The 25,536-nt window shown below is 71.0% G+C and carries 22 protein-coding genes; 18 read left to right on the forward strand and 4 right to left on the reverse strand.

Annotated elements, in window-relative coordinates; all coding sequences use genetic code 11:
* Positions 1–10: 10 nt before the first annotated feature.
* Positions 11–1,276, forward strand: a complete 1,266-nt coding sequence (locus tag AC2W7E_RS00555) for an alpha-L-fucosidase (RefSeq protein WP_303709511.1) — start codon at positions 11–13, stop codon at positions 1,274–1,276.
* A 19-nt stretch (positions 1,277–1,295) separates the two neighbouring features.
* On the opposite strand, the gene AC2W7E_RS00560 is transcribed toward AC2W7E_RS00555, so the two are convergent.
* Complete coding sequence (locus AC2W7E_RS00560) at positions 1,296–2,447, reverse strand: ROK family transcriptional regulator (RefSeq protein WP_025103271.1); 1,152 nt, start codon at positions 2,445–2,447, stop codon at positions 1,296–1,298.
* 199 nt (positions 2,448–2,646) lie between these two features.
* Here AC2W7E_RS00560 and AC2W7E_RS00565 point away from each other — a divergent pair, with 199 nt between their 5' ends.
* The 6 genes from AC2W7E_RS00565 to AC2W7E_RS00590 all read left to right on the forward strand — a co-directional run bounded on the left by AC2W7E_RS00565 (position 2,647) and on the right by AC2W7E_RS00590 (position 9,689).
* Complete coding sequence (locus AC2W7E_RS00565; protein WP_025103272.1) at positions 2,647–3,906, forward strand: ABC transporter substrate-binding protein; 1,260 nt, start codon at positions 2,647–2,649, stop codon at positions 3,904–3,906.
* Positions 3,907–3,949: 43 nt separating this feature from the next.
* The gene (locus AC2W7E_RS00570) at positions 3,950–4,855 is read left to right on the forward strand and encodes a carbohydrate ABC transporter permease (RefSeq protein ID WP_025103273.1); all 906 of its coding nucleotides are present in this window, start codon (positions 3,950–3,952) and stop codon (positions 4,853–4,855) included.
* Positions 4,845–5,759 (forward strand): carbohydrate ABC transporter permease, encoded by a 915-nt coding sequence (locus AC2W7E_RS00575; protein WP_025103274.1) that lies wholly within the window; start codon positions 4,845–4,847, stop codon positions 5,757–5,759. Before AC2W7E_RS00570 ends, AC2W7E_RS00575 begins: the two co-directional genes overlap by 11 nt.
* Positions 5,756–6,730 (forward strand): ROK family protein, encoded by a 975-nt coding sequence (locus AC2W7E_RS00580; protein ID WP_085607368.1) that lies wholly within the window; start codon positions 5,756–5,758, stop codon positions 6,728–6,730. The genes AC2W7E_RS00575 and AC2W7E_RS00580 overlap by 4 nt, the downstream gene beginning before the upstream one ends.
* A gap of 65 nt (positions 6,731–6,795) precedes the next feature.
* Positions 6,796–8,343 carry a M81 family metallopeptidase gene (locus AC2W7E_RS00585; protein WP_485988580.1) on the forward strand — a complete coding sequence of 516 codons (1,548 nt, stop codon included), beginning with the start codon at positions 6,796–6,798 and terminating at the stop codon, positions 8,341–8,343.
* Positions 8,340–9,689 (forward strand): alpha-L-fucosidase, encoded by a 1,350-nt coding sequence (locus tag AC2W7E_RS00590; RefSeq protein WP_085607372.1) that lies wholly within the window; start codon positions 8,340–8,342, stop codon positions 9,687–9,689. The genes AC2W7E_RS00585 and AC2W7E_RS00590 overlap by 4 nt, the downstream gene beginning before the upstream one ends.
* A 58-nt stretch (positions 9,690–9,747) precedes the next feature.
* Here AC2W7E_RS00590 and AC2W7E_RS00595 read toward each other — a convergent pair whose 3' ends face one another.
* On the reverse strand, positions 9,748–12,582 hold the full coding sequence (locus AC2W7E_RS00595) for an FAD-binding and (Fe-S)-binding domain-containing protein (protein WP_485988340.1): 2,835 nt from the start codon (positions 12,580–12,582) through the stop codon (positions 9,748–9,750).
* Between the two features lie 74 nt (positions 12,583–12,656).
* Here AC2W7E_RS00595 and AC2W7E_RS00600 point away from each other — a divergent pair, with 74 nt between their 5' ends.
* Positions 12,657–13,319 carry a GntR family transcriptional regulator gene (locus AC2W7E_RS00600; protein WP_062634822.1) on the forward strand — a complete coding sequence of 221 codons (663 nt, stop codon included), beginning with the start codon at positions 12,657–12,659 and terminating at the stop codon, positions 13,317–13,319.
* A gap of 2 nt (positions 13,320–13,321) precedes the next feature.
* Here the strand turns inward: AC2W7E_RS00600 and AC2W7E_RS00605 are convergent, their stop codons facing one another.
* Positions 13,322–14,272: a hypothetical protein gene (locus tag AC2W7E_RS00605; protein ID WP_249521978.1), complete on the reverse strand. Its 951-nt coding sequence runs from the start codon at positions 14,270–14,272 to the stop codon at positions 13,322–13,324.
* A gap of 83 nt (positions 14,273–14,355) precedes the next feature.
* On the opposite strand from AC2W7E_RS00605, the gene AC2W7E_RS00610 reads away from it, so the two are divergent.
* The 3 genes from AC2W7E_RS00610 (at position 14,356) to serA (ending at position 16,894) form a co-directional block, all read left to right on the forward strand.
* Positions 14,356–14,826 carry a hypothetical protein gene (locus AC2W7E_RS00610; protein ID WP_485988341.1) on the forward strand — a complete coding sequence of 157 codons (471 nt, stop codon included), beginning with the start codon at positions 14,356–14,358 and terminating at the stop codon, positions 14,824–14,826.
* On the forward strand, positions 14,823–15,158 hold the full coding sequence (locus AC2W7E_RS00615; RefSeq protein WP_085606921.1) for a hypothetical protein: 336 nt from the start codon (positions 14,823–14,825) through the stop codon (positions 15,156–15,158). Before AC2W7E_RS00610 ends, AC2W7E_RS00615 begins: the two co-directional genes overlap by 4 nt.
* 131 nt (positions 15,159–15,289) lie before the next feature.
* Positions 15,290–16,894 carry a phosphoglycerate dehydrogenase gene (gene serA / locus AC2W7E_RS00620; RefSeq protein WP_025103283.1) on the forward strand — a complete coding sequence of 535 codons (1,605 nt, stop codon included), beginning with the start codon at positions 15,290–15,292 and terminating at the stop codon, positions 16,892–16,894.
* A gap of 73 nt (positions 16,895–16,967) precedes the next feature.
* Here the strand turns inward: serA and AC2W7E_RS00625 are convergent, their stop codons facing one another.
* Positions 16,968–17,510, reverse strand: coding sequence for a TetR/AcrR family transcriptional regulator (locus AC2W7E_RS00625; protein WP_025103284.1), 543 nt, complete (start codon positions 17,508–17,510; stop codon positions 16,968–16,970).
* A 96-nt stretch (positions 17,511–17,606) separates the two neighbouring features.
* On the opposite strand from AC2W7E_RS00625, the gene AC2W7E_RS00630 reads away from it, so the two are divergent.
* The 7 genes from AC2W7E_RS00630 to AC2W7E_RS00660 all read left to right on the forward strand — a co-directional run bounded on the left by AC2W7E_RS00630 (position 17,607) and on the right by AC2W7E_RS00660 (position 25,514).
* Positions 17,607–19,142 (forward strand): MFS transporter, encoded by a 1,536-nt coding sequence (locus AC2W7E_RS00630; RefSeq protein ID WP_485988342.1) that lies wholly within the window; start codon positions 17,607–17,609, stop codon positions 19,140–19,142.
* An 82-nt stretch (positions 19,143–19,224) separates the two neighbouring features.
* On the forward strand, positions 19,225–20,268 hold the full coding sequence (locus AC2W7E_RS00635; RefSeq protein ID WP_025103286.1) for a 3-isopropylmalate dehydrogenase: 1,044 nt from the start codon (positions 19,225–19,227) through the stop codon (positions 20,266–20,268).
* A 62-nt stretch (positions 20,269–20,330) separates the two neighbouring features.
* Positions 20,331–21,431 (forward strand): branched-chain amino acid aminotransferase, encoded by a 1,101-nt coding sequence (locus AC2W7E_RS00640; RefSeq protein WP_485988343.1) that lies wholly within the window; start codon positions 20,331–20,333, stop codon positions 21,429–21,431.
* 190 nt (positions 21,432–21,621) lie between these two features.
* Positions 21,622–22,602 carry a hypothetical protein gene (locus tag AC2W7E_RS00645; protein ID WP_485988344.1) on the forward strand — a complete coding sequence of 327 codons (981 nt, stop codon included), beginning with the start codon at positions 21,622–21,624 and terminating at the stop codon, positions 22,600–22,602.
* A gap of 115 nt (positions 22,603–22,717) precedes the next feature.
* Positions 22,718–23,497: a fumarylacetoacetate hydrolase family protein gene (locus AC2W7E_RS00650; RefSeq protein WP_485988345.1), complete on the forward strand. Its 780-nt coding sequence runs from the start codon at positions 22,718–22,720 to the stop codon at positions 23,495–23,497.
* Positions 23,494–24,753, forward strand: a complete 1,260-nt coding sequence (locus AC2W7E_RS00655) for an MFS transporter (protein WP_485988346.1) — start codon at positions 23,494–23,496, stop codon at positions 24,751–24,753. Before AC2W7E_RS00650 ends, AC2W7E_RS00655 begins: the two co-directional genes overlap by 4 nt.
* On the forward strand, positions 24,750–25,514 hold the full coding sequence (locus tag AC2W7E_RS00660; protein ID WP_485988347.1) for a class I SAM-dependent methyltransferase: 765 nt from the start codon (positions 24,750–24,752) through the stop codon (positions 25,512–25,514). Before AC2W7E_RS00655 ends, AC2W7E_RS00660 begins: the two co-directional genes overlap by 4 nt.
* Positions 25,515–25,536 lie beyond the last annotated feature (22 nt).

A 25,536-nucleotide genomic window follows, 5' to 3' on the forward strand; every position in this document is an offset into this window, starting at 1 on the left:
GGATGGACGCATGCGACAGGAATGGTTTGATGACGCCCGCTTCGGCATGTTCGTCCACTTCGGCCTCTACAGCGGGGCCGCGCGGCACGAGTGGGTGCAGAACTACGAACGCCTCACCGACGAGGAGTACCGCCCCTACTTCGACAACTTCGACCCCGACCTCTTCGATGCCGCGGCCCTGGCGAAGACCGCCAAGGAGACGGGGATGGGCTACGTCGTGCTCACGACGAAGCACCACGACGGCTTCTGCCTCTGGGACTCGAAGCTGACCGACTTCACCTCCGTCACGGCGGTCGGACGGGACCTCGTGCGCGAGTACGTCGACGCTCTCCGTGCCGAGGGCATCCGTGTCGGCCTCTACCACTCGGTCATCGACTGGCATCACCCCGATTTCACGGTGGACTGGAACCACCCCCGACGTGACGACGAGAACGCGCACGCCCTGAACGAGGGGCGCGACATGGCCCGCTACCGGGAGTACCTGCACGGTCAGGTCCGCGAGCTGCTCACCGGGTACGGCGACATCGACTACCTGTTCTTCGACTTCACCTACCCGGAGTCCAAGGACGGCTGGGAGGGCAAGGGGCCGCAGGACTGGGACGCCGAGGCGCTGCTCGCGCTGTGCCGCGAGCTGCAGCCGGAGATGCTCGTCAACGACCGGCTCGGCATCCCCGCGGACTTCGTGACGCCAGAGCAGTACCAGCCGACGGCTCCGATCGTCCGCGACGGGGTGCCCCTCGTATGGGAGGCGTGCCAGACGCTCAACGGCTCCTGGGGCTATCACCGGGACAACACCGACCAGAAGTCGCCGGTGCTGCTCGTGCAGATGCTCGTCGACTCGGTGTCGATGGGCGGCAACATGCTGCTCAACATCGGTCCGGACGGGCGCGGGGCGATCGCGCCCCGGGATGCGGCGACCCTCGCCGAGATCGGGGAGTGGATGCGGCTCCACGACCGCGCCGTGATCGGGGCCGGCCACGCGCCGTTCACGCCGCCCCGAGAGGGCGTGTACACGCTCCGCGGCGACCGGCTCTACCTGAGCCTGTTCAGCTGGCCGCTGGGCTTCGTGCATCTGCCCGGTCTTGCGGGCAAGGTCTCGTATGCGCGCCTGCTGAACGACGGGTCCTGGCTGCGCACGAGCGTCAGCGACCCGGACCAGCAGGCCGACCTGATGACGCCGGCGGGCGAGGCCGAGGGGACGCTCACGGTGCACCTCCCGGTACGCCGTCCCGACGTGCTGATGCCGGTCATCGAGCTGCGGCTGACGGGGGAGTGAGGCCGTCGGTGGCGACGGCTCAGGCCGTCGCCACCGGGATCTCCATGCCCTCCAGCGCGAGGCGCGCGGCGCCGTGCAGGATCGCGTCCGCGCCGGTGGCCGCAGCCTCGATCCGCAGGCGCTGGGTCGCGAGCGGGTGGCAGGCCTCGTAGACCCGGCTGCGCACCGCGGCGATGAACGGCTCGGAGGCGCTCATGCTCCCGGTGAGGAAGAGGGCGTGCGGGTTGAAGAAGTTCACGACCCCGGAGAGCGCCTGACCCAGGTGGGTCCCGGCGGTGCGGACGAGCGTCGTCGCCAGCGGGTCCGCGTCCCGTGCCAGTGTCAGCACGTCGGCCGTGGTGCGGACGTCGGTGTTGCCGCGCTCGCGCATCTGGCGGACGAGGCTCGCGCCGCTGGCCACGGTCTCCAGGCAGCCGGTGTTGCCGCAGGAGCAGGGGATGTCCCCGCTGCCGTCGATCCGCGTGTGCGTGATGTCACCGGCCGCAGCGGTGGCCCCGCGGTGAATGTGGCCGTCCACGATGATCCCGCTGCCGATCGCGGTGCCCGCCTTGACGGTGATGCTGTGCTGGGTGTGCCCGAGCTGGCGACGGTGCTCGCCGAGGGCGGCGAGATTCGCGTCGTTGTCGACGACGACGGGGACGCCGTGGCGCTCCGCGAGGTGCTCGCCGACGCGGAATCCGGGCCACCCCGGCATCCGCGAGGGCTGATCCACGGAGCCGGTCGCGACGTCGACGGGGCCGGGCAGGCTCACGCCGATCGCGTGGACCCGCGTCTCGGCGAGCAGGCGCTCGAACACCTCCGACACTCTCTCCAGCGTGGCCTCCGGGCCGTCCGCGACGTCGATCGCGATGGTCTCCGAGTGAAGCAGGCCGCCGCTGAGGTCGTGCCGCCCGATGCGGGCATGACGCCCGCCGAGATCGGCGGACAGCACGATGCCGTCGCCGGCGATCCGGAGCACGCGCGGCCGTCGTCCGCCGCGGGAGGTGCCGGCCCCGGCCTCCTCCAGCACGCCCGCATCGAGAAGCGCCTGCACGCGCAGGCCGACGGTGGAGGCGGCCACGCCGAGAGCGGAGGCGAGCTCCGAGCGGGAGCGGGCCTGACCGCGCGCGACGAAGTCGAGGATGCGCCGGGTGTGCGGATCGTCGACGGGGGTGTCGGCGGGGTTCGTCATGGAGGCCCTTCGTCTCGGAGCATCGTCAGCGTAGCGGGGGTGTCGCATGTTTCGGGGGAGTGACGAATTATCACCACCCTATAAACATCGGATGTTCAGCTTGCGGCACCTTGCGAACTATGACAGCGTAACTTCATACGAAATCCTAATTGGTTAGTTCGAGTCTCGAAATAACCGTTCCCTTCTCAGGAGGCATTCAATGAAGAAGTTGCGTGTGGGGGCTGTCGCCGCTGTCGCGGGCGTGGCCGTGGCGATGACCGGCTGTGCGAGCAGCGGGGGATCCGGAGGCTCGGCCGACGGCGACACCATCGTCGTGGACATGTGGGCCGGCAGCGAGTCGGACGTCGACGCGCTGGAGGCGCAGATCGAGTTCGCGCAGAAGCAGAACCCGGACATCAAGATCAAGCTGCAGACTTCGCCGTGGAGCGACTTCTTCACGAAGCTCACCACCAACATGGCCAGCGGCAACATGGCCTGCATCACCGGCATGAGCGGTGCGCAGCTCGGCGGCTACACGGCGGGCTTCCGTCAGCTGAGCGACGAGGACCTCGAGACCGCCGGCATCGACTGGTCGGAGTTCAACCCGAGCGCGGACGGCATCCTCAGCTTCGAGGGCAAGGTCTACGGCGTGCCGTTCGACGTCGCCACCATGCTCGTCTACTACAACCAGGACATGCTGACGGCCACCGGCGCCGCGACTCCGGAGATCGGCTGGACGTTCGACGACTTCGCCACGATCGCGGCCGACGCCACGAAGGACGGCAAGTACGGCTTCGGCATGGGCATGGGCGGCTACCAGTGGATGTCGATGCCGATCGCCTACTCCGCCACGCAGCCCGCCTCCGAGGACGGCACACTGCACATCGACGACGAGGACTTCGTCGACGCGGCGTCCTGGTACGCCGGCCTGGTCACCGAGAAGAAGGTCGCGGCTCCGGTCGCCTCCGCGTCGGACACCGGCTGGGGCGAAAACCAGTACACGGGCGGCAACGCGGCGATGGCCGTCGACGGCACCTGGAACGCGGTCAGCTACCTCAACAACGAGTCCGGCTTCGCCGCCGGCATGGTGCCGCTGCCCGCCGGCGTGGACGGCAACCCCGGCCCGATCCTCGGCTCCGGCTACGGCATCGCCGAGAACTGCAAGAACCCGGAGGCCGCGCTGAAGGTGCTCGGCTCCCTCGTCGGCGAGGACGCGCAGGACTACATCGCCTCGTCCGGCCGCTCCTACCCGGCCCGCACCTCGTCGCAGCCGCTGTACTTCGAGTCGATCGACGAGCAGTACCGGGACCAGGTCCAGTCGGTGTTCGAGGCCGCGTTCGGCGACACGGTGCCGCTCTACATGACCAAGAACTGGCAGAAGCTCGACAGCTACATCCAGCCCAACCTCGTCAGCGTCTACAACGGCCAGATGACGATGGAGGAGCTGCTGTCGAACGCCCAGGCGCAGTTCGGCGAGTGAGCCGGATCCGGCCCGCACAGCAGTAACAGAGAGAGACGACGAGATGACGATCACGACGAGACGTCGAGGATCGCTCGCCAAGGTCGAGGGCCGCCAGGCGCTGGGTTTCGCAAGCCCGGCCCTGGTGGGCCTCGCCCTGTTCACGATCGTGCCCGTGGGGCTGTCGATCGTGATGAGCGTGTTCGACTGGCCGACCTTCGGCGAACGCACCTTCAACGGGGTGGACAACTACGTCAAGCTGTTCACCAGCAGCCCGGACTTCTGGCCCGCGCTGCGGAACTCGGCCGTGTACACGCTGCTGTACGTGCCGTTGAGTGTCGCTCTCTCGCTCGTGCTCGCCCTCGGACTCGGCCCCCGCATCCGCGGCCGCGGTGCCCTGCGGGTCCTCTTCTTCATCCCCGTCGTGACCCCGATGGTCGCGAACGTCCTGGTGTGGAAGATGATGCTGCAGCCCCAGGGGCTCTTCAACGGCCTCTCGGTCACCTGGTTCGGCATCGAGCTGCCGAACTTCCTCGCCGACCCCAACTGGGCGATGATCATGGTCGTCGTCATGAGCGTCTGGCAGGGTCTCGGCTACAACATGCTGATCTTCTCGGCAGCCCTCGAGCAGCTCCCGGAGAGCGTGCTGGAGGCCGCCAGCATCGATGGTGCGCAGGGGTTCCGGCGGGTCTGGAGCATCATCATCCCGATGATCTCGCCGTCGATCTTCTTCGCGACGATCATGACGATGATCACCTCGCTCCAGGTCTTCGTCCAGCCGCAGATGCTCACCGGAGGCGGCCCCGGCAACGCCACCAAGCCGCTCGTGATGTACATCTGGGAGCAGGGCTTCACGTTCGGCGACCTCGGGCTCGCCGCCGCCGCCGCATGGATCCTCTTCGCGATCATCATCGCGATCACGGGCATCCAGTTCGCCGCACAGAAGAAGTGGGTGCACTATGAGCACTGAGACCCTCGTCCGGCCCACCGGCACCGCCCCGCGGCGTCAGCGCGAGCGGGAGCGGGCCCGCGGAGCGGCGACAACGCCCGGCGCGCGTGCCCGGCTGATCCTCGCGCACGTCACCATCTACGTCGCGGCGCTCATCTTCATCGCGCCGCTCGTCTACGCGTTCTTCTCGGCCCTCAAGCCGAACTCGGAGATGTTCTCGATGCCGCCGACCCTGGTGGGCTCCGAGATCCGCTGGAGCAACTTCGTCGACGTCTTCGCCTACGGACCGTTCCTGACGTACATCATGAACTCGTTCATCGTGGCGATCGGCGGCACCCTGGTCGTGCTGGTGGTGTCGACCACGGCCGGATACGCGTTCGGGCGCCTGCGGTGGAAGGGCAGGGACGCGGTGTTCGTCCTCTTCCTCGCCACGCTGATGGTGCCCGCCGAGGTGCTCGTCATCCCCATGTTCCAGGTCATGCAGTGGTTCAACTGGGTCGACACCTATCAGGCGCTCATCCTGCCCTTCGCGTTCGGCGCCTTCGGCACGTTCCTGATGCGGCAGTTCTTCCGCGGCATCCCCTACGAACTGGAGGAGGCGGCCCGTGTCGACGGCGCAGGTCCCGTCCGGTCGTTCCTGCAGATCATCCTGCCGCTGTCGAAGTCCGCGGTCGCCGTGCTCGCGGTCTTCACGTTCCTCTCGTTCTGGAACAGCTACCTCTGGCCCCTCATCGTCACCGTCGACTACAACGCGCATGGCACGCTGCCCGTCGGTCTGGCGAGCTTCGCCGGCCTCACCGGCACCCGCTGGGACCTGCAGATGGCCGCCGCCATCATCTCGATGATCCCCACCACCCTGCTCGTCATCGTGCTGCAGAAGCACCTGGTCAAGGGCATCGCGATGGCCGGGCTGGGCGGACGATGAGCGCGGTCGGGCAGCAGACGGACGACCCTCGACGAACCACCACGGGCCTCGCGGCCGACCTGGCGCTGGCGGGGGTGGACATCGGGGGCACGAAGATCGCCGCCCTCGTCGTGGACGCCTTCGGAGCCGTCCTCGCACGCGGAAGCGTGCCGGCGCCCGCGAGCGTCGGCGGCGCGGCGATGGCGGATGCGGCGGCCGGTCTCGTCGCGCGGCTCGCGGCCGAGGCCGGTGTCACGGTCGCCGCGGTGGGGGTGGGTGCCGCGGGGGTCATCGACCACGAGAGCGGCACCATCCGCGCCGCGTCCGCCCTGTTCGCGGACTGGGCGGGTTTCCCGCTCGGCCCGGAACTGGCGCAGCGCCTCGGCGTCCCGGTGCGGGTGGAGAACGACGTGAACGCCTTCCTCCTCGGTGAAGCCGCCGCGGCGGGTCCGAGCGTGCCCGATGTGCTCGGTGTGATGCTCGGCACGGGCGTCGGCGGCGCGCTGGTCATCGGCGGGGAGCTGCACCACGGCCCGCACGGCGCGGCCGGGGAGATCGGGCACACGCCCGGCTACAGCGATCTCGTCTGCACCTGCGGGCAGACCGGCCACCTGGAGACCCTGGCCTCCGGGACGTCGATCGCCCGGCGCTTCGCGGAGCGCACCGGCCGTCCGGTGAATGACGCCAGGGAGGTCGCGGAGGCTGCCAGGGTCGGCGACGCCGACGCCCGCGCGGTGTTCGACGACGCCGGGCGTGCGCTCGCTCTCGCCTGCGCCAGTGCGGCGACGCTCCTCGACCTGCCGACCGCCATCGTCGGCGGCGGGGTCACGGCGGCCTGGGACCTCCTGTCGCCGTCGATCGAGCGAACCCTTCGCACCGACGCCCCGGTGTCCGGCATCGCGCTGCGCATCGTCCCCGCCGTCCTGGGCGCCGACGCCGTCGCGCTCGGCGCCATCGAGAGCGCCCGGCGCGCCCTCGCCCCCGTTTCCTGACCAAGACTGCGACCGCAGAGGAGAACAGCACCGTGACCGCACGCCCGGAAGCCCACGAGATCTGGATGGGTCCGCTGCCGCCGCTCGCCGAGGGCGGGCTCGCGCGGCCCCGGATCGGCATCGGCGGCATCTCCATCGAGTCGAGCACGTTCTCCCCGCACATCTCCGGGGACGAGGCCTTCACGATCCGGACCGGCGACGCGTTGCGGGCGTACTACCCGTTCCTCGATGCCGGGCGTGAGCTCGCCGAGGCCGCGGAGTGGGTCCCGCTCACCCACGGTCGGTCGCTGCCCGGCGGCGCCGTGGACCCGGACACCTACCAGCGGATGAAGGATGCGCTCGTCGAGGGGATCCGCGCGCAGGGGCCGTTCGACGGCTTCTTCTTCGACATCCACGGCGCGATGAGCGTCGTCGGGATGGACGATGCCGAGGGCGATCTGGCCCTCGCGGTGCGCTCGGCGTTGGGGCCGGACACCCTCGTCTCCACGTCGATGGACCTGCACGGGAACGTGTCGGAGACGCTGCGCGACGCGGTGGATCTGCTCACCTGCTATCGCATGGCCCCGCACGAGGATTGGCTGAACACGAAGGAGCGAGCGGTGTGGAACCTGCTCGACCGTCTCCGTGGCCCGCACGGCGGCGACGTGCAGGCGCGGCGGCCCTTCACCGCCTGGGTGCCCGTTCCGGTGCTGCTACCGGGGGAGAAGACGAGTACGCGGCTGGAACCCGCGCAGAGCATCTATGCCGAGCTCCCCGGGATCGAGGCCCTGCCCGGTGTCGTCGACGCCTCGGTGTGGATCGGCTACGCGTGGGCGGACGAGCCGCGCTGCCAGGCCTACGTCGTGGTCACCGGCGACGACCGGGAGGTCATCGCCCGGGAGGCGGAGCGCGTGGCCGGGATGTTCTGGGAGGCGCGGGAGGACTTCGTCTTCGTCGCGAAGACCGGAAGCCTCGACGACGCACTGGAGGAGGCTCTGGCGTCCGGAGCCCCGCGTCCGTACGTGATCTCCGACTCCGGGGACAACCCGACGGCCGGGGGAGCGGGCGATGTGACCTGGACCCTCGCCCAGCTGCTCCAGCGACCCGAGCTCACCGACGGGACGCACACGACGCTGGTCGCCTCGATCTTCGATCCGCGGGCCGTCGCCGAAGCCGTGGAGGCGGGCGTCGGTGCGACGGTCACGCTGTCCGCCGGAGCCGCGGTCGACTCCGGGCCCCACGGACCGGTCGAGATCACCGGCACGGTGTTCTCCGTCACCGACGGCGACCCGGACGCCGGCACCCAGGTGGTGATCGCTGTCGGCGGGCTGCACGCCATCGTGACCGCGCGCCGCAAGCCCTTCCACCATCTCTCCGACTTCCGGATGCTGGGGCTCGAGCCGACGACGGCCGACGTCGTGGTCGTGAAGATCGGCTATCTGGAGCCGGAGCTGTACGAGCTGGCGGCGGGATGGACGCTGGCGCTCACCCCGGGCGGGGTGGACCAGGACCTGCTCCGCCTCGGACACCATCGCCTGCGCCCCGGGGTGTTCCCGTTCGACACGACCGGCGACCCCGACCTGACCGCGGTGGTCGTGCGCCGCGGCGCCGATGAGGAGGACACGGCATCATGATGAACTTCGAGAAGCGCACCGGCCCCGACTTCGGTGCGGCGGCCCCGGTCTACCCGGCGAACGGCGTGCCGGACTGGTACCGCGACGCCAAGCTCGGCTTCTTCGTGCACTGGGGCCTGTACTCCGTGCCGGCGTGGGCCGTGCAGCACGGGGAGGGCGCGAACATCCCCACCGAGGACGCCTATGCGTGGCACCAGTACGCGGAGTGGTACGGCAACACGGTCCGCATCCCGGGCAGCCCGACGTGGGAGCGCCACCAGCGCACCTACGGACCCGGGACCTCCTACGAGGACCTCGCCGACCGATGGGACGCCGCCGCGTTCGATGCCGACGCCTTCGTCGGCGAGCTCGTCGCGGCCGGGGCCCGCTATGTCGTGCCCACGACCAAGCACCACGAGGGGTTCTGTCTGTGGGACACCGCCACGACGGGATTCAACGCCGTCGCGCGCGGCCCTCGTCGCGACCTCATCTCCGAGTTCCACGACGCCACGCGGCGGGCCGGAGCCAGGTTCGGTGTGTACTACTCCGGAGCGCTCGACTGGCACGTGAGCGACTTCCCGCCGATCGAGTCGGACACCGACCTGTTCCGGTTCCGTCGCAACGACGCCCCCTTCTCCCGGTACGCCGCCGCGCAGCTCGAGGAGCTCGTGGAGCGGTTCGCGCCCGACGTGCTCTGGAACGACATCGAGTGGCCGGACGGCGGCAAGGGCACGGAGGACTACGCCGTGGCCGCACTGCTGCGGCGTTACTTCGACGCCGTCCCGGACGGCGTCGTCAACGACCGGTGGGGCGTGCCGTACCACGGCTTCCTCACCCGCGAATACACGGACATCCCGGACATCATCCCCGAGCCCTGGGAGTCGACCCGCGGGCTCGGCTACTCGTTCGGGTTCAACCAGGCCGAGGACGAGCGGCACTCGCTCTCCGGGGCGGCCCTGATCCGGCTCCTCGTCGACGTCGTCGCGAAGAACGGCAACCTGCTCATCAACGTGGGCCCCGCGGCGGACGGGTCCATTCCGGCGCTGCAGCGGAAGGCGATGCAGGAGCTCGGCGGCTGGCTGGCCGTGAACGGCGCGGCGATCTACGGCACGCGGCCCTGGACGCGGATGGGGGAGCGGACGGGGGCTCCTCGTCGCTACACCACGTCGACGGATGCGGTGCACGTGCACGCGCTGGACCCGGCGGCAGGCGAGTTCGAGCTGCCGTCCGAGCTCGCGGGCGCTGGGCTGTCGTGGGCGGACGGGACTCCGGCCCAGACGTCCGCGGACGGCGGTTCGACCCGCATCGTGATCCCGGCCGGACTCCGCGAGGCTCCGGTCGCCGTGCTCACCGCGCACGGCGCCTGACACAGGCGCCGCAGAAGGGCCCCCGTCGGTGATCCGACGGGGGCCCTTCGTCGCTGGGCTAGGGGCGCGTGCGCTCCTCGAGCACCTCGATCACGTGGCGGTACGGGCGGCCGGTGGCGCGGGTCATGCCGATCTCGCAGGTGCGGTTGGCCGACACGAAGGCGTCGAAGCCGCCGCGGGCCGCATCGGCCGCGGAGACCTCGGCCGATTCCTGCGCCGTCGCGCTCGCGGTGAGCTCGGGGTGCAGCATTCCTCGGTCGCCGGCGAACGCGCAGCAGCCCCAGCCGTCGGGCACGAAGACCTCGTCGGCGACGGCGGCAGCGATCGCCGTCAGCGCGCCCGTCGCGCCGAGCGCGGTCGTCGAACAGGTCGGGTGCACGGCGATCGAGGGGAGCTTCGCATCGACGGAGAGGCGCGGCAGCACCTCCCGCGCGACGAACGTGGTGGCGTCCTCGATGCGCAGACCGGCGTACTCCGGATGGGCGGCGACGGCCTGGGTGAGCATCACGTCGAGGCCCTCGGTGCAGGAGGCGGCGTCGCAGACGACCGGGAGCTCCCCGTGGCGGCTGGCGTCCCAGAGCGAGGCCAGCACCCGGTCCGACATGAGGCGATAGCCGTCGAGGTGTCCCTTGGACTTCCACGGCGTCCCGCAGCAGAGCCCGCCGTTCTCCTCGGGGACCACGACGGCGATCCCGGCGCGGTCGAGCAGCGCGCGCAGGGCGTCGCGGGAGCCGGGGCCCTCGTCCTCCGGGCCGAACATCGTGCCGATGCAGGCGCCGAAGAAGACGGCCTGCGCATCGGGCGGGGACACCGGTCGCGCCGGAGCAGTGCCGCCGCGGGGGAGGCCGCCGTCATAGAGGGGCACGGTGTCGGCGCCGAGCACCGCCCGTCCGATCCGCGTCGCGCCGCGCACGAGCGGGACGGGAAGCGCGTCGGCGACCGTCAGGGCGACGCCCCCGGCGCGCGTGACGGTGCTCCAGTGCTTCGCCGCCGTTCCCCACGCGGCCCCCTCCACGGCGTTCTCCTGCTCGGCGCGGAGGCGGCGGACGAGGTCGCCGGTGTTGATGTCCACCGGACACGCGACGCCGCACATGCCGTCGACCGCGCAGGTCTGCACGCCGTCGTAGTCGTAGTCCGCGCGCAGGTCCCGCAGCAGCGTCGTGTCGCCCTGCTCCTCGGCCCAGGCCATGTCCCGGCGCAGCACGATGCGCTGCCGGGGTGTGAGCGTGATGCTCTTGCTCGGGCACGTGGGTTCGCAGTAGCCGCACTCGACGCAGCGGTCCACCTCCCGCTCGACCGTGGGCACGCGCTTCAGGTCCTGCAGATAGGAGTCCGGGTCGTCGGAGAGCACGACGCCGGGGTTGAGGACGCCGTCCGGATCGAACAGCCGCTTGATCTCCCACATCATGTCGGTGAGCTCGTCGCCGTACTGCCGCCGCACGAACGGCGCCATGATGCGGCCGGTGCCGTGCTCAGCCTTGAGGGATCCCTCCTGCGCGAGGACGAGCTCGACGAGGTCGTCCGTGAAGCGGCGGTACCGCGCCACGCTGTCGGGGTCGTCGAAGCGCTCGTTCAGCAGGAAGTGGACGTTGCCGTCCTTCGCGTGCCCGAAGATGACCGACCCCTCGTAGCCGTGCTCCGCGAAGAGCTCGATCAGGCGTTCGCAGGTGGCCAGCAGCCGGGGGACGGGGACGACGATGTCTTCGAGGAGGGCGGTCGTGCCGGACGGCCGCGCTCCGGCGACCGCCGTGTAGAGGCCCTTGCGGACGTGCCACAGCGCGGCGCGCTCTGCCGCATCCGTGGTCAGTCGCGGAGTGACGGCAAGGGGGAGGGCGTCGAAGTGCGCCTGCGCGGTCGCGCTCGCGACGGCGAGGGATTCGTCGTCGGCGGCGTGCACCTCGACGAGGAGCGCGGCGTGGCCCTGGACGTCGATCTCGGAGATCGCGGCGGGGACGTCGCTCAGGCCCTGGGCGACGCGCAGTGAGGCGGCGTCCAGGAGCTCGATCGTCGCGAGCCCGAGCTCCGTGAGAGCGGGGAGCGCGGTCATCGCCGCCGACAGCGTATCGAAGACGAGCAGACCGGTGGCGATCGCGGGGCGCACCTCGATGGTGCGGAAACGGGCCTCCGCGACGAAGCCGAGGGTCCCTTCCGATCCGATGAGGAGGTGTTCGAGGATCCGCACCGGGTCGTCGAAGTCGAGCAGGGCGTTCAGTCCGTAGCCCATGGTGTTCTTCATCGAGAACTGCTGTCGGAGGAAGGCGACATTCTCGGGCGAGGCGAGCAGCCGCTCCCGGAGCGACGAGAGTCCGGCGAACAGGGCGGGTTCCGCGGCGCGGAGCACGTCCGCGGCGTCCGCGCGTCCGGTGTCCAGAATCGTCCCGCTGGGGAGCACGACGACCATCGAGGTGATCGTCTGGTACGAGTTCTCCGTGATGCCGCAGGCCATGCCGCTGGAGTTGTTGGCGACGACACCGCCGATCGTGCAGGCGATCTCGCTGGCCGGATCCGGCCCGAGCTTGCGGCGGTACCGGGCCAGCCGGGTGTTCACCTGCCGGACGGTGGCTCCGGGGCCGACCCGCACCGCGGCGCCGTCGTCCTCGATGCGGATGTCACGGAAGTGGCTGCGCGTGTCGACGAGGATGTCGCCGCTGATGCCCTGTCCGGAGAGGCTGGTGCCGCCGGAGCGGAACGTGAGCGTGCGCCCGGCCGCCCGGACCGCCGTGAACGCGCGGGCGACGCCGTCCGCGTCCGCGGGGGAGAGCACCGCGTCCGGGACGAGCAGGTAATGCGAGGCGTCGTGGGCGCGGGCGAACCGGTCGATTGATCGGGCGTGGACCTGCGTCTCGGCTCCCAGCAGCGCCGGGTCGAGAGGGTGGTCGAGGGTGGTGGGCACGGTGCTCCTCTGCTCCGCTCGAAGATTGTCAGACAAGTGTACTGAACGACGGACGCCTCACTAGACTGTTCCGCATGACCTCGATCGCGGAGCGCCCCCTCGGCGTGGTCGGCGTGGTCGACGCCGTGACCGGACAGCTGCGCACCCGGATCCTCTCCGGCGAGATCCGCTCGGGGGAGCCGCTCACCGAGGCGGCGGTCTCCCAGGCCTACGGCGTCGCCCGCCCCAGCGCGAAAGCGGCCATCGAGCAGCTGGTGGCCAGCGGACTGCTCGTGCGGACGGCCCATCGCACGGCGCGCGTGGTCGGCATCGAGGCGGAGACCGTCCGCGACGTCTACCGCACGCGGATCCGGCTGGAGAGCGCGGCGCTGCGCGAACTGGCGGAGAGCGCCGCCGTGCCGGCGGCCGCTGTGGCGGCGAACGCCGAGCTGCAGGCGATGGCACCGGGCCCCGATCCTGCGACGGTCGATCCCGACCTCCGTTTCCACACGGCCCTCATCGACGGGCTGGGCAGCGAGCGCACCAGTCGCATGTACCGGAGCGTGCTGGACGAGGTGCGGCTGTGCATGGCGCAGGTGCAGGGGCGGCGTCTCCTCGACGCGGAACTCATCGCCGCGCAGCACGCGGAGATGCTCGAGGCCGTCGCCGCCGGGGACGCGGAGCGCGCGGCCGCGGTGCTGCGTGCCCACCTCGCCTCGGCGGAGGATCGTCTCGTCGAGGCCCTGGGCGCCTCCTGACGTCAGCCCGCGTCGGCGGGGGCGTCCTCGATCTGGATCGGCGCATCCGTCGGGTCGGCCCAGACCGGAGCAGGCAGAGGCGTGTCGACCTGGCCGGCCTGGATCGCGCGGAGGGCTTCGGTGATCTCGTCCGCGTTCTCGGGCACCGCCAGTCCGCAGGTGCGCAGCTCGGACGCGAACTGCAGGGTGAGCCGGATCTTCCCCGCCTCGATGGCCTCGGAGGTCGTGCCGGTGCGGATCTCGCTGCCGGTCTGGATCGCGGGCACCTCGTCGCAGACGTGATAGACCTTGCCGCCGTCGACCCACACGACCTCATCGGCCCCGAGGAGCTGGATCACGGCGGACTGGTCCGCGGTGTACTGCTCGACGGACGGCGGGGCGAAGCTCGTCCCGACGATCGCGGCGAGGACGGCGAGGACGATGCCGACGATGCCGGCGGTCGCCTTCTGTCCTTTGTCCATGTCCTTGTTCAGGAAGATGAGGATGACCAGGGGGAGGAAGGCGACGACCGCGATGATCGCGCCGAGCTGGTTCTGGACGAAGAACCGTGTCTTGTCCGCGCGCCGCGCCGGGTCGAGGGTGTTCGCCTTCTTCCACAGGAGCGAGCCGATGATCGACAGCGCGGCGATCACGACCAGCAGGACGAGCAGGGCGATGAACGCCCACTGCGGGAACTGCGCGGTCGCTCCCTGCTCTTCCAGGAGGCCGGTGTCCGGATCGCGGAGCAGCGCGCCGCCCTCGTCGACGAACTCGCGCTGGCGCAGGAGCCAGAAGATGCCGACAGCCTCGCCCGCGATCGCGAGCGCCCAGAGGACGGCGGCGATGATGCGGAAGCGCGTCGCGGAGGCCTTGGCCTCCGGGCTCGGCGTCCACCCAGCGGGCGGCTCTCCGGTCGTGGCGCCGGTCGTGGCACGACGCGGCGCGGCGGAAGACGTCTGCTCGTTCTCGGCCATGGTTGTCCTTTCCCCCGAAAGTGCCCGGCGACCCCGCCGAGGCATCCCCGAGCCTAGTGGCCGCGGTGTCCTACGCTGGAGAGATGACATCCGATTCGGACGACGCCCTGAGCTGGGAGGGCGACGACAGCGCGGAGCGACGCCCCCGGGACGCCGCACGGCGCACCACGCCGGCTCCGGAACCGACCCCGGCCGAGGCCGTCACGCCCGCGGCGTCCGCACCGGCGTCGTGGGACGAGGCGACCGCGGCGCCCTCCGGGCTCAGCAACGCGATGCTGGTCCTCGTCGGCGTCGTCGGCGGCGTCTACCTGCTCTACACCCTCGGCTGGATCGCGGGCGGTCTCCGGCTGCAGCCGCTCGCCTCGTTCCTCGTCGCGGATTTCATGTTCCTGCCCTGGTTCGTGCTGGCGATCGCCGCCCCCGCGCTGTGGTTCCTCGCGACATGGGTGCTGACGCGGGGCCGGGCCTCCTGGATCCGCGCCGCCGTGCTCCTGGCGGGCGTCGTGCTGCTCGTGCCGTGGCCGTTCGTGACCGTGGGGGTGATCGGCTCATGACCGCTCCGAAGTCCCCGTCCGCGGTGGCGACCGGCTCGCCGCGCTGGCTCGTATGGACCGTCGTCGCCCTCGCCGGGCTCTTCTACGCCTACGCGGTGTGGAACGCGGTCGCCCACCTCATCACCATGGCCCAGACCGGCCTCACCGGCACCGGATGGGCGACGCTCCTGTTCGGCGTGGTGTTCCCCGTCCTCGTGTTCGGGTTCGCCTTCGCGATCGGTCGGCGGCGGCGGGTGGGCGAGCTCGCTCTGACGTTCCTCGCCGGACTCGGGATCGTCGCGGTGTTCTGGATGAGCCTGCTCGCGCTGAGTCTGACGCTGCCCAGCGCCTGAGCAGGATCCGTCACGCCGTCACACGGCACGGAGCGGTCCCGGCGCTCCGGTAGAGTTGTCGCGATCGCGCCCCCGACGGTGTGCGGCGCATCGGCCCCTCCCGCCTGTCGCGCTGCCCCGAAGGATCCACTGTGCCGAAGCCTGTCGTGCTCATCGCCGAAGTACTCTCTCCCGCCACGATCGAGGCGCTCGGCCCCGACTTCGACGTCCGCCACGTCGACGGCACCGATCGCGAGGCGCTCTTCGCCGCCCTCGCGGAGTCGGACGCGGTGCTCATCCGCTCCGCGACCCGCATCGATGAGGAGGCGCTGTCGCACGCGCCGAAGCTCAAGGTCGTCGCGCGGGCCGGCGTCGGCCTCGACAACGTCGACATCAAGGCCGCGACCGCGGCCGGCGTCATGGTCGTCAACGCCCCGACGTCGAACATCGTCTCGGCCGCCGAGCTGACGGTCGGCCACATCCTCAGCCTCGCCCGCCGGATCCCGGCCGCGCACGCCTCGCTGTCCGCCGGGCAGTGGAAGCGCAGCTCCTTCACCGGCGCCGAGCTCTTCGAGAAGACCGTCGGCATCGTCGGACTCGGCCGGATCGGCGCTCTCGTCGCCGCTCGCCTCGCCGCCTTCGACATGCGCGTGGTCGCGTACGACCCCTACGTCACCTCGGCGCGCGCCCAGCAGCTCGGCGTGCAGCTCCTCTCGCTCGACGAGCTCGTCGCCGAGGCCGACTTCCTCACGATCCACATGCCGAAGACCCCGGAGACGACGGGCATGATCGGCGCCGAGCAGTTCGCCGCCATGAAGCCGACCGCCTTCGTCGTCAACGTCGCCCGCGGCGGGCTCATCGACGAGGAGGCGCTGCACGAGGCGCTCGTCGCCGGCGAGATCGCCGGCGCCGGCCTGGACGTCTTCACCTCCGAGCCCCCGGCCGAGGGCGGGAGCGCCCGCGCTCTGCTCGACCTCCCGAACGTCGTCGTGACCCCGCACCTCGGTGCGAGCACGGAAGAGGCGCAGGAGAAGGCCGGCGTCTCGGTCGCGCGCTCGGTGCGGCTCGCGCTCGGCGGCGACCTCGTCCCGGACGCGGTCAACGTCGCGGGCGGCGTCATCGACCCGTACGTGCGTCCCGGCATCTCGCTCGTGGAGAAGCTCGGCCAGATCTTCGCTGCGCTGGCCACGTCGCCGCTCACGAGCCTCGACGTCGAGGTGCACGGCGAGCTCAACGACTACGACGTGAGCGTGCTCAAGCTCGCCGCCCTCAAGGGTGTCTTCACGAACATCGTGAGCGAGACCGTGTCGTACGTGAACGCTCCGCTCCTGGCGGAGCAGCGCGGCATCACGGTGCGCCTGCTCAAGGACGACGTGAGCGAGGAGTACCGGAACGTCATCACCCTCACGGGGGCGCTGTCCGACGGATCGCAGCTCTCGGTGTCGGGCACGCTGACCGGACCGAAGCAGGCCGAGAAGCTCGTCGGCATCAACGACCACGCCCTGGAGCTGCCGATCGAGAAGCACCACGTCGTGATGCTCTACACCGACCGCCCGGGCATCGTGGCCGTCTACGGGCAGAAGTTCGGCGAGGCCGGGATCAACATCGCCGGAATGCAGATCTCGCGGCTCGCGGCGGGCGACCAGGCGCTCAGCGTGCTGACGCTCGACTCGCCCGTGTCCGAGGAGCTGCTGGACGACGTGCGCGGCGCCATCGACGCCGACCTCTTCCGTCAGATCGAGATCACCGAGGTCTGACACCGCAGAGCGGGGGAGAAGGGCGGGAGCGCGATGCTCCCGCCCTTCTCCGTATCTGCAGCCTTATCCGGCGTCAGGCGGTGGCGCGCAGCACGAGCGCGATGAGGTCGGCGAGCTCGTCGCTCCGCGGGACCAGGCGCTCAGGCCCGTGCACGTCGAGCGAGTTGTTGAAGTAGAGGCCGTCGCTCACGAGCATCACGAGGTCGAGGCTGGCGGTGTCACGGACGTGCGGACGGATCGTCTCCGCCCAGCGGCGCCGGGTATCCCGGAGCATGTCGGACGCGGCGGTCGAACCGCCCTGGGCCAGCCGGGTCGTGGCGATGAGCGCCCGATCGAGGGCGTCGTCCTCCATCACCGAGGTCCGGACGTAGTACGCGACGGGACCTTCGTCGGCGGTGCGCATGCGCTCCAGGTCGAGCGTGGTCAGGTGGTCGAGGCGCTCCAGGAGCCCGGCCTCGAGGTCGTCCTTGGAGCGGAAGTGGTAGAGCAGGCCGCCCTTCGACACGCCGGCGGCCTTCGCCGTGGCCTCGAGCGTCGCGGCGCGTTCGCCCTCGTCGATGAGAATCGCCTCGAAGGCGTCGAGGACCTTCTCGCGGGCGAGGGGAGGGCGGGGCATCGGTCATCCTCTGAACGGAAACGGGAGGGCGGCATCTGTTACTATACCAGCCGGACGGTTTAGTAACGAGTCGTCCGCAGGAAGGAAAGGTGTTCCATGACCCGTACTGCGTCGATCCCGACGACAGAGACGGAAGCTCCCCGCGTCGGGGCTCGGGGGTGGGCGGCGCTCGTCGTCCTCATGCTCCCGGTGCTGCTGGTGTCGGTGGACAACACGGTGCTGAGCTTCGCGCTGCCCGAGATCTCGATCTCGCTCGCGCCGAGCGGGGCCGAGCAGCTCTGGATCATCGACGTCTATCCGCTCGTGCTCGCCGGACTCCTGGTGACCATGGGAACGCTCGGGGACCGCTTCGGGCGTCGCCGCCTGCTCCTCATCGGCGCCACCGGATTCGCCGTGGTCTCCGCGCTGGCCGCCTTCGCGCCGACCGCGGGCCTGCTGATCGCCGCCCGTGCGCTGCTCGGCTTCTTCGGCGCCATGCTGATGCCGTCGACGCTGTCGCTGCTGCGATCGATCTTCCAGAACCGCGACCAGCGCCGCATGGCCATCGCGGTCTGGGCGTCCGCGTTCTCCGCTGGATCCGCGCTCGGCCCGATCGTCGGGGGCTTCCTCCTCGAGCACTTCGCGTGGGGCTCGGTGTTCCTCATCGCCGTCCCCGTCCTCATCCCGTTGCTCATCGCCGCACCGCTGCTCGTGCCGGAGAGCCGTGACCCGAACCCCGGCCGCATCGACCCGCTCAGCATCGCCCTCTCGATGGCCGCGATGATCCCGGTCGTCTACGCGATCAAGTCGTTCGCGGTCGACGGTCCGTCGCTGTACGCCGGGGGATGGGCTCTGCTCGGTCTCGTGATGGGGACGCTGTTCGTGCGCCGTCAGCTCCGCGCCGACACCCCGATGCTCGACATGGCGCTGTTCCGCCGTGGGTCGTTCTCGGGCGCGATCCTGGTGAACCTGCTCAGCGTCGTGGCCCTCGTCGGGTTCCTCTACTTCGTCTCGCAGCACCTGCAGCTCGTGCTGGGGCTCTCGCCGATGGTCGCGGGCCTCGCTCTCGTGCCCGGGATGGCGGCCATGATCGTCGCCGGACTCACGGTGGTGCCGATCTCGCGGCGGGTTCCGCCGCATGTGCTCATCCCAGCGGCGCTGGTGTTCTCCGTCGCGGGGTACCTCATGGTCGCGTTCACGACGCACGAGCACGGCGTGGCACCGCTCATCCTCGCCTTCGTCGTCCTCGGCATCGGCATCGGTGCGGCCGAGACCATCTCGAACGAGCTCATCCTCTCCAGCGCCCCCGCGGCGAAGGCGGGTGCCGCGAGCGCGGTGTCCGAGACGGCGTACGAGCTCGGCGCCGTGCTGGGTACCGCCATCCTCGGCGGCATCATCACCGCGTTCTACCGCGGCGCGCTGGTGTTGCCCGAGGGGCTTCCGGCCGAGGTGGCCCGCGCTGCGCAGGAGACGCTGGCCGGCGCGTACACCGCCGCCCACGAGCTCCCGGCCGCGCTCGGCGACGCCCTGTGGCAGGCGGCGGCCGATGCGTTCGGCTCGGGAGTCACGGTCACGTCGCTCATCGGGGCGGGCCTCGTCGTCGTCGCGGCGGTCATCGCGGCCGTCACACTGCGCAAGGCACCCACGCACTGACCACTACGCTGGGGGGACCGGCCCGTTCGACCCGCGGTCGCGCCGCGGCCGGTCCACCCCCGTGCAGTGCGCAAGGAGTCTCATGTCGCGTGTCGTGAAGCTGGCCGTCATCCCGGGTGACGGCATCGGTCCCGAGGTCATCGCCGAGGCGGAGAAGGTGCTCGACGCCGTCACCGCCGACAGCGCCGTGACGTTCGACAAGACCCGCTTCTCGCTCGGTGCCGGCCGGTACCTCGAGACCGGCGACACGCTCACCGACGAGGACCTCGCCGCGATCTCCGCCCACGACGCGATCCTCCTCGGCGCGGTCGGCGGCACGCCGGGGGACCCGCGCCTGAAGGACGCGAACATCGAGCGCGGACTCCTGCTGAAGCTCCGGTTCACCCTCGACCACTACGTGAATCTGCGCCCCTCGAAGCTCTTCGCCGGAGCGCCCGGTCCGCTGTCCGACCCGGGCGAGGTCGACTTCGTCGTGGTCCGTGAAGGGACGGAGGGGCCCTACGTCGGCAACGGCGGAGCGATCCGGAAGGGGACGCCGCAGGAGGTCGCGAACGAGACCTCCGTGAACACGGCGTTCGGCGTCGAGCGGGTCGTCCGCTACGCCTTCGCGCTTGCCGAGCGCCGCCGTCAGAAGCTCACCCTCGTGCACAAGACCAACGTGCTCGTGCACGCCGGTGCGATCTGGCAGCGCATCGTGAACGAGGTCGCCACCGAGCACCCCGACGTCGCCGTCGACTACCTGCACGTCGACGCCGCCACGATCTTCCTCGTCACCGATCCCTCGCGTTTCGACGTGATCGTGACGGACAATCTCTTCGGTGACATCCTCACCGACCTCGCCGGCGCCGTCACGGGCGGCATCGGCCTCGCCGCCTCGGGGAACATCAACCCCGATGGCGCCTTCCCGTCGATGTTCGAGCCCGTGCACGGCTCGGCTCCGGACATCGCGGGTCAGCAGAAGGCCGACCCGACCGCCGCGATCCTCTCCATCGCGCTGCTGCTCGACCACCTCGGCCTGACGGCCGAGTCGGCGCGTGTCAGCGCCGCGGTCGAGGCGGACATCGCCGCCCGCAGCGGTGCCCGCACCACCGCGGAGATCGGCTCCGCGATCACTGCCCGTCTCTGAACGGCGGGCGTAGGCTGACAGGGCGCGAGGATGCGCCCACCCCACGAGGATTGGATGACGACATGACGACGATCGACGCCGAGACGAGCGTGGCTCCCCTGGAGTTCGCCGTGACGAAGAACCTGAACGCGGCCTCGCCGGCACGCGTCGCCGAAGTGCTGGAGAACCCCGGTTTCGGGGTCGTCTTCACCGACCACATGGTCGACATCTGCTGGTCGGCCAAGGGCGGCTGGCACCGTCCGCGCGTGCAGCCCTACGGCCCGATCCCGCTCGACCCCGCGGCGTCCGTGCTGCACTACGCGCAGGAGATCTTCGAGGGCATCAAGGCCTACCGGCACGCGGACGGTTCGATCCACACCTTCCGTCCCGACCGCAACGCCGCGCGCCTGCAGGCGAGCGCCCGCCGCCTGGCGCTGCCGGAGCTGCCGACGGAGTACTTCATCCAGTCGCTGCGCGAGCTCATCGCCGTCGACGGCCGCTGGGCGCCCTCCGGCGCCGACCAGAGCCTGTACCTGCGGCCGTTCATGTTCGCCAAGGAGGCCTTCCTCGGCGTGCGCGCGGCGCAGAAGGTCGCCTACTACGTGATCGCGAGCCCCGCCGGTGCGTACTTCACGGGCGGCGTGAAGCCCGTGCGGATCTGGCTCTCCGAGGACTACGCCCGCGCGGGTCGCGGTGGCACCGGCAAGGCGAAGACGGGCGGCAACTACGCCTCCAGCCTCCTGCCGCAGGCCGAGGCCAGTGCGAAGGGCTGCGACCAGGTCGTGTTCCTCAACGAGAACCGCGATGTCGAGGAGCTCGGCGGCATGAACGTCGTGTTCGTGTTCAAGGACGGTCGTGTCGTCACGCCCGAGTCGGACAGCATCCTCGAGGGCATCACGCGCGACTCGCTGCTGCAGCTGGCCGAGGACCGCGGCTACACGGTCGAGAAGCGTCCGATCTCGATCGACGAGTGGCGTGAGGGCGTGGCCTCCGGTGACATCGTCGAGGTGTTCGCCTGTGGCACGGCCGCGGTCGTGACCCCGATCGGAGCGCTCGTGGGCGAGGGCTTCGACGAGCCGCAGCCGCTGGGCGAGCTGGCGCTGTCCCTCCGTGAGGAGCTCACCGACATCCAGTACGGGCGCCGCGAGGACAAGCACGGCTGGCTGCTCCGCCTCGACGCCTGATCCGATTCCCCGAGACCCCGTCTTCCCGCCGACACCCCGCCGTGTCGACGCGTGGAAGGCGGGGTCTCGGCGTGTACCGGGGGGCTCGCGCGCTGGGACTGTTCCTGCACAATGCGGGGGGAGTGGGGGAAGAGAGGTGGGGGGTGTGGAGAACGAGAGGTGAGGGGAGTAGGCGGGGGAGAGTGAGGGGATGTCGCGGCGCCTCTCGTTCTCCGAAGCCTGGGATCTTGTGCGATCGCGGGAGGACGTCCTCGACACGGGGGTCACGGAACGGGAGCTGGGGGAGGCGGTCGCACACGGCAGGCTGCGGCGCGTGCACCGCGGGGCGTATGTCGACGGGGAGGTCTGGGACCAGCTGTGGCCCGAGGGAAGGCAGCTCGTGCGGGTGTGCGCCGTCCGTCGGGCCAGCCCCGGCGGAGGTCCGGTGTTCTCGCATCTCTCCGCGGCGGCGCTCTGGGGGCTGCCGCTCGTGGGGCCGATCCGGGACGACGTGCACACCGCGATCCGCAGCCGTCGGCACAGCAGGACCGAGGCCGGGGTCGTCCGACACCAGATGGCGCTCGACGAGAGCGACATCGTCCGGCGGCACGGGCTCCGGTGCACCTCGTTGATCCGTACCGTGGTCGACCTCGCCCGGCTGCTGCGCCCGGAGGCCGTCGTCGCGGCCGGAGACGCGGCTCTGCGGATGGTCTCGATCGACGGACACGAGGTCGACCACGATGAGGTCGACGCCTGGCGGGCCGAGGTCGACCGGCTGTGCGTGGCGGGGCTCCGGGGCGTGCGTCGCGCGCGGTGGATCGGAGCCTTCGCCGACGGACGGGCGCAGCTTCCGGGCGAGAGCGTGAGCCGCCTGCAGCTCCACCGACTCGGCTTCCGGGACATCGATCTGCAGATCCCCGTCGTCGGCCCCGACGGCGCGCGGTACTTCGCCGACTTCGGGTTCCCGCGGTCGCAGGCCTTCGGGGAGTTCGACGGGGAGGACAAGTACCGGGACGCGGAGCTGCGGACGACGCCCACGGCGGCCGATGCGGTGATGGCGGAGAAGCACCGCGAGGACGAGATCCGTGGGGTCACGGGGTGGCGCGTGGTGCGCTGGGGCTCCTCGCACATCCGCACCCCCGAGGATCTCGGGCGCCGGCTCGCCGCGTTCGGCATCCGCCCGCCCGGCTGAGGTCTGTCGAGCCCCCGGGGTCGCGTCGAGACCCCACCCCGCCTCCGCACGTGAGCCGGGGTCTCGACGAGAGAGCGGGGTCTCGACGGGGGAGCAGGGGATCTAGGGTGGAGGGATGAAGATCGCTCGGTTCCGCCACGACGACGCCATCATGTACGGGATCATCGACGACCGCGAGCTCGTGGTCCTCGCCGGGGACCCGATGTTCTCCGGGTACGAGACGACCGGCGCGCGTATCCCGCTGACCGATGCCACGCTGCTCGCTCCCGTGATCCCGCGCTCCAAGGTCGTGTGCGTCGGGAAGAACTACCACGACCACGCGGCCGAGATGGGAGGAGTGGCCCCCGAGGAGCCGCTGCTGTTCCTCAAGCCGAACACCGCCGTGATCGGCCCGGACGACGCGATCGTGCGTCCTGTCGCGCTGTCCGAGCGGACGGAGTACGAGGGCGAGCTCGTGGTCGTGATCGGGCGGATCGCCAAGAACGTGAAGGCGGAGAACGCCCTCGACCACGTGCTCGGCTACACGATCGGCAACGACGTCACGGCGCGCGACCTGCAGCGCAAGGACGGGCAGTGGTCGCGGGCGAAGGGCTTCGACACGTTCTGCCCACTCGGCCCCGTGATCGAGACGGACTTCGACCCCGCGCAGGCCACGATCGAGACGCGGGTGAACGGCGAGGTCCGCCAGCATGCGCCGCTCACCGACATGATCCACTCGGTCGCCGCGATCATCGAGTACGCCTCCGCGGTGTTCACGCTTCTTCCGGGCGACGTCATCATGACGGGGACCCCCGCCGGCGTGGGCACCTTCGAGGCGGGTGACACGGTCGAGGTCGAGATCTCCGGACTCGGCATCCTCCGCAACACCGCGCGCGACGCCGCTCCCGCGTCATGACCGAGGTCGCCCTCACGGCGACGCAGCAGCAGGCGGTCCAGCGCCGCACCGTGCTCGTGCTGTCGCTGGGGCAGGTGCTCGGCGGCATCGCCTTCGGAGCCACCGTGTCCCTCGGTGCGCTGCTCGCCGCGGACATCTCCGGCAGCGACGCGCTCTCCGGACTCGCGACGGCGTCGGTGACCCTCGGAGCCGCGGTCTGCGCGATCCCGCTGGCCCGGATGGCCGCGCGCCTCGGACGGCGTCGCGCCCTCACCCTCGGCAACCTCTTCGCCCTCGTCGGCATCGCCGTGGTGATCCTCGCGGCATCCGTGCGCGTCTTCCCGCTCCTGCTCGTCGGCATCCTGCTGATCGGTGCGGGGAACGCGGGCAACCTGCAGTCCCGGTTCGCGGCGACGGACCTCGCGGCGCCGCAGCATCGCGGGCGCGACCTCTCGATCGTCGTGTGGTCCACGACGATCGGCGGCGTGGCGGGCCCGCTGCTGCTCGGTCCGGGGGAGATCGTCGGCCAGGCGATCGGCATGCCGCCGCAGACCGGCTCGTACGTCTTCTCGTTCGTCGCGCAGTGCGCGGCGCTCGCCCTCTACCTCGTCGCCCTCCGCCCGGATCCGCTGCTCGCCGCGCAGCGACTCGCGCAGGCGGCGGCCACCGCGACGAGCGCCGCCGTGGCGGACCGCCCGCGCGTGGCCCGCTACGCGATCTTCGCGATCGCGGGCTCGCACGTGGTGATGGCGTCGGTCATGGCGATGACTCCCGTGCATCTGTCCCACATGGCGCACGGCGCCCACGGTGCGGCGGCGACCCCGGCCGACGTCTCGGCGCTCGTCGGCATCACGATCGCGCTGCACGTCGGCGGCATGTACGCGCTCTCGCCGGTGTTCGGCGTGCTGGCCGACCGCTGGGGGCGGCTGCGCGTGGTGCTGCTCGGGCAGGCGCTGCTCGGCGGGGCCCTGGCCTTCGCCGTCTTCGCGGGCACCGAGGCGTGGGGCGTCATGGTGGCGCTCATCCTCCTCGGCCTCGGGTGGGGCGCCGCCACGGTCGCCGGCGCCGCCCTGCTCACCGAGGCCTCGGCCCCCGACGTCCGCACGCGGCGACAGGGACGCAGCGACTCGCTGATGAGCCTGTCGGCCGCCGCCGGGTCGGTCCTCGCAGGCGTCGTGCTGTCGAACTTCCAGTACGCCGGGCTCGGCATCGCGGCCTTCGTGCTCGTCCTCGCGATCGTCGCGCTGTCGCCGCTCGCCCGGAGCCGCGCGCGGTGAAGGCCTGGGACGGCGTCGGGGAGGCCTATGCCGCGTCGTACGCCGCCCTGTGCGCGGGGACCTTCGATGTCCTCGCCGCCGCCCTCGGACCGGCGGAGGGTCGCAGCCTCCTCGACGTCGGGGCGGGGGAGGGTGGCCTCGCGGCGCGCTTCGCCGGCCTGGGGTGGAACGTCACGGCCTGCGAGCCCGAGCCGACCATGCGCGTCGTCGCCCGCCGGAGGCACCCGACGCTGCGCATCATCGACAGCGGCCTGCCGACGCTGCCCTTCGACGACCGTTCCGTCGACGCCGTCGTGGCGAACTTCGTGCTGAACCACGTCTCCTCCCCGCGGACCTCCGCCCGGGAGCTGGGTCGGGTCGCGCGGGTCCAGGTCGCCGCGACGACCTGGACCCGTTCCCCGTCGTGGTTCTGGGCCGAGGTCGTCGAACGCGCGGGGCTGCGGCCGTCTGCGGGGGAGAGGCTTCCGGCCGAGGAGGACTTCGCACGCACGGCGGACGGCTTCGCGGCCATGCTCGTCGAGGCCGGACTCCCAGAGGTGGCGGTCAGCGAGCACACCTGGACCTGGCACGCCGACCCGGACGCCCTGTGGGTCTCGGTCGAGGGCGGTGTGGCCGGCGCCGGGGCCCAGTATGCCGGGCTCTCCTCCGCCGAGCGATCCCGGTTCCGCGCGGGGTTCGAGGAGACGGTCGCGGCGCATCGGGTGGGTGCGGTGCTCCCGCTGGAGCACCGCGCGGCCGTGGCGATCTCGCGCCGGGGCTGACCGGCCCGCACCCGTAGAATCG

It is taken from the genome of Microbacterium sp. CFSPD4_SD4 (assembly GCF_057364585.1).

Bases quoted from the DNA above. Each gene is read 5' to 3' on its own strand.
- AC2W7E_RS00565 (WP_025103272.1), top strand. From the start codon at position 2,647: ATGAAGAAGTTGCGTGTGGGGGCTGTCGCCGCTGTCGCGGGCGTGGCC.
- AC2W7E_RS00560 (WP_025103271.1), bottom strand. From the start codon at position 2,447: ATGACGAACCCCGCCGACACCCCCGTCGACGATCCGCACACCCGGCGC.
- AC2W7E_RS00625 (WP_025103284.1), bottom strand. From the start codon at position 17,510: ATGCCCCGCCCTCCCCTCGCCCGCGAGAAGGTCCTCGACGCCTTCGAG.
- AC2W7E_RS00630 (WP_485988342.1), top strand. From the start codon at position 17,607: ATGACCCGTACTGCGTCGATCCCGACGACAGAGACGGAAGCTCCCCGC.
- AC2W7E_RS00575 (WP_025103274.1), top strand. From the start codon at position 4,845: ATGAGCACTGAGACCCTCGTCCGGCCCACCGGCACCGCCCCGCGGCGT.
- AC2W7E_RS00585 (WP_485988580.1), top strand. From the start codon at position 6,796: ATGGGTCCGCTGCCGCCGCTCGCCGAGGGCGGGCTCGCGCGGCCCCGG.
- AC2W7E_RS00580 (WP_085607368.1), top strand. From the start codon at position 5,756: ATGAGCGCGGTCGGGCAGCAGACGGACGACCCTCGACGAACCACCACG.
- AC2W7E_RS00590 (WP_085607372.1), top strand. From the start codon at position 8,340: ATGATGAACTTCGAGAAGCGCACCGGCCCCGACTTCGGTGCGGCGGCC.
- AC2W7E_RS00555 (WP_303709511.1), top strand. From the start codon at position 11: ATGCGACAGGAATGGTTTGATGACGCCCGCTTCGGCATGTTCGTCCAC.
- AC2W7E_RS00615 (WP_085606921.1), top strand. From the start codon at position 14,823: ATGACCGCTCCGAAGTCCCCGTCCGCGGTGGCGACCGGCTCGCCGCGC.
- AC2W7E_RS00640 (WP_485988343.1), top strand. From the start codon at position 20,331: ATGACGACGATCGACGCCGAGACGAGCGTGGCTCCCCTGGAGTTCGCC.
- AC2W7E_RS00635 (WP_025103286.1), top strand. From the start codon at position 19,225: ATGTCGCGTGTCGTGAAGCTGGCCGTCATCCCGGGTGACGGCATCGGT.
- AC2W7E_RS00600 (WP_062634822.1), top strand. From the start codon at position 12,657: ATGACCTCGATCGCGGAGCGCCCCCTCGGCGTGGTCGGCGTGGTCGAC.
- AC2W7E_RS00610 (WP_485988341.1), top strand. From the start codon at position 14,356: ATGACATCCGATTCGGACGACGCCCTGAGCTGGGAGGGCGACGACAGC.
- AC2W7E_RS00570 (WP_025103273.1), top strand. From the start codon at position 3,950: ATGACGATCACGACGAGACGTCGAGGATCGCTCGCCAAGGTCGAGGGC.
- AC2W7E_RS00645 (WP_485988344.1), top strand. From the start codon at position 21,622: ATGTCGCGGCGCCTCTCGTTCTCCGAAGCCTGGGATCTTGTGCGATCG.
- AC2W7E_RS00605 (WP_249521978.1), bottom strand. From the start codon at position 14,272: ATGGCCGAGAACGAGCAGACGTCTTCCGCCGCGCCGCGTCGTGCCACG.
- AC2W7E_RS00650 (WP_485988345.1), top strand. From the start codon at position 22,718: ATGAAGATCGCTCGGTTCCGCCACGACGACGCCATCATGTACGGGATC.
- AC2W7E_RS00655 (WP_485988346.1), top strand. From the start codon at position 23,494: ATGACCGAGGTCGCCCTCACGGCGACGCAGCAGCAGGCGGTCCAGCGC.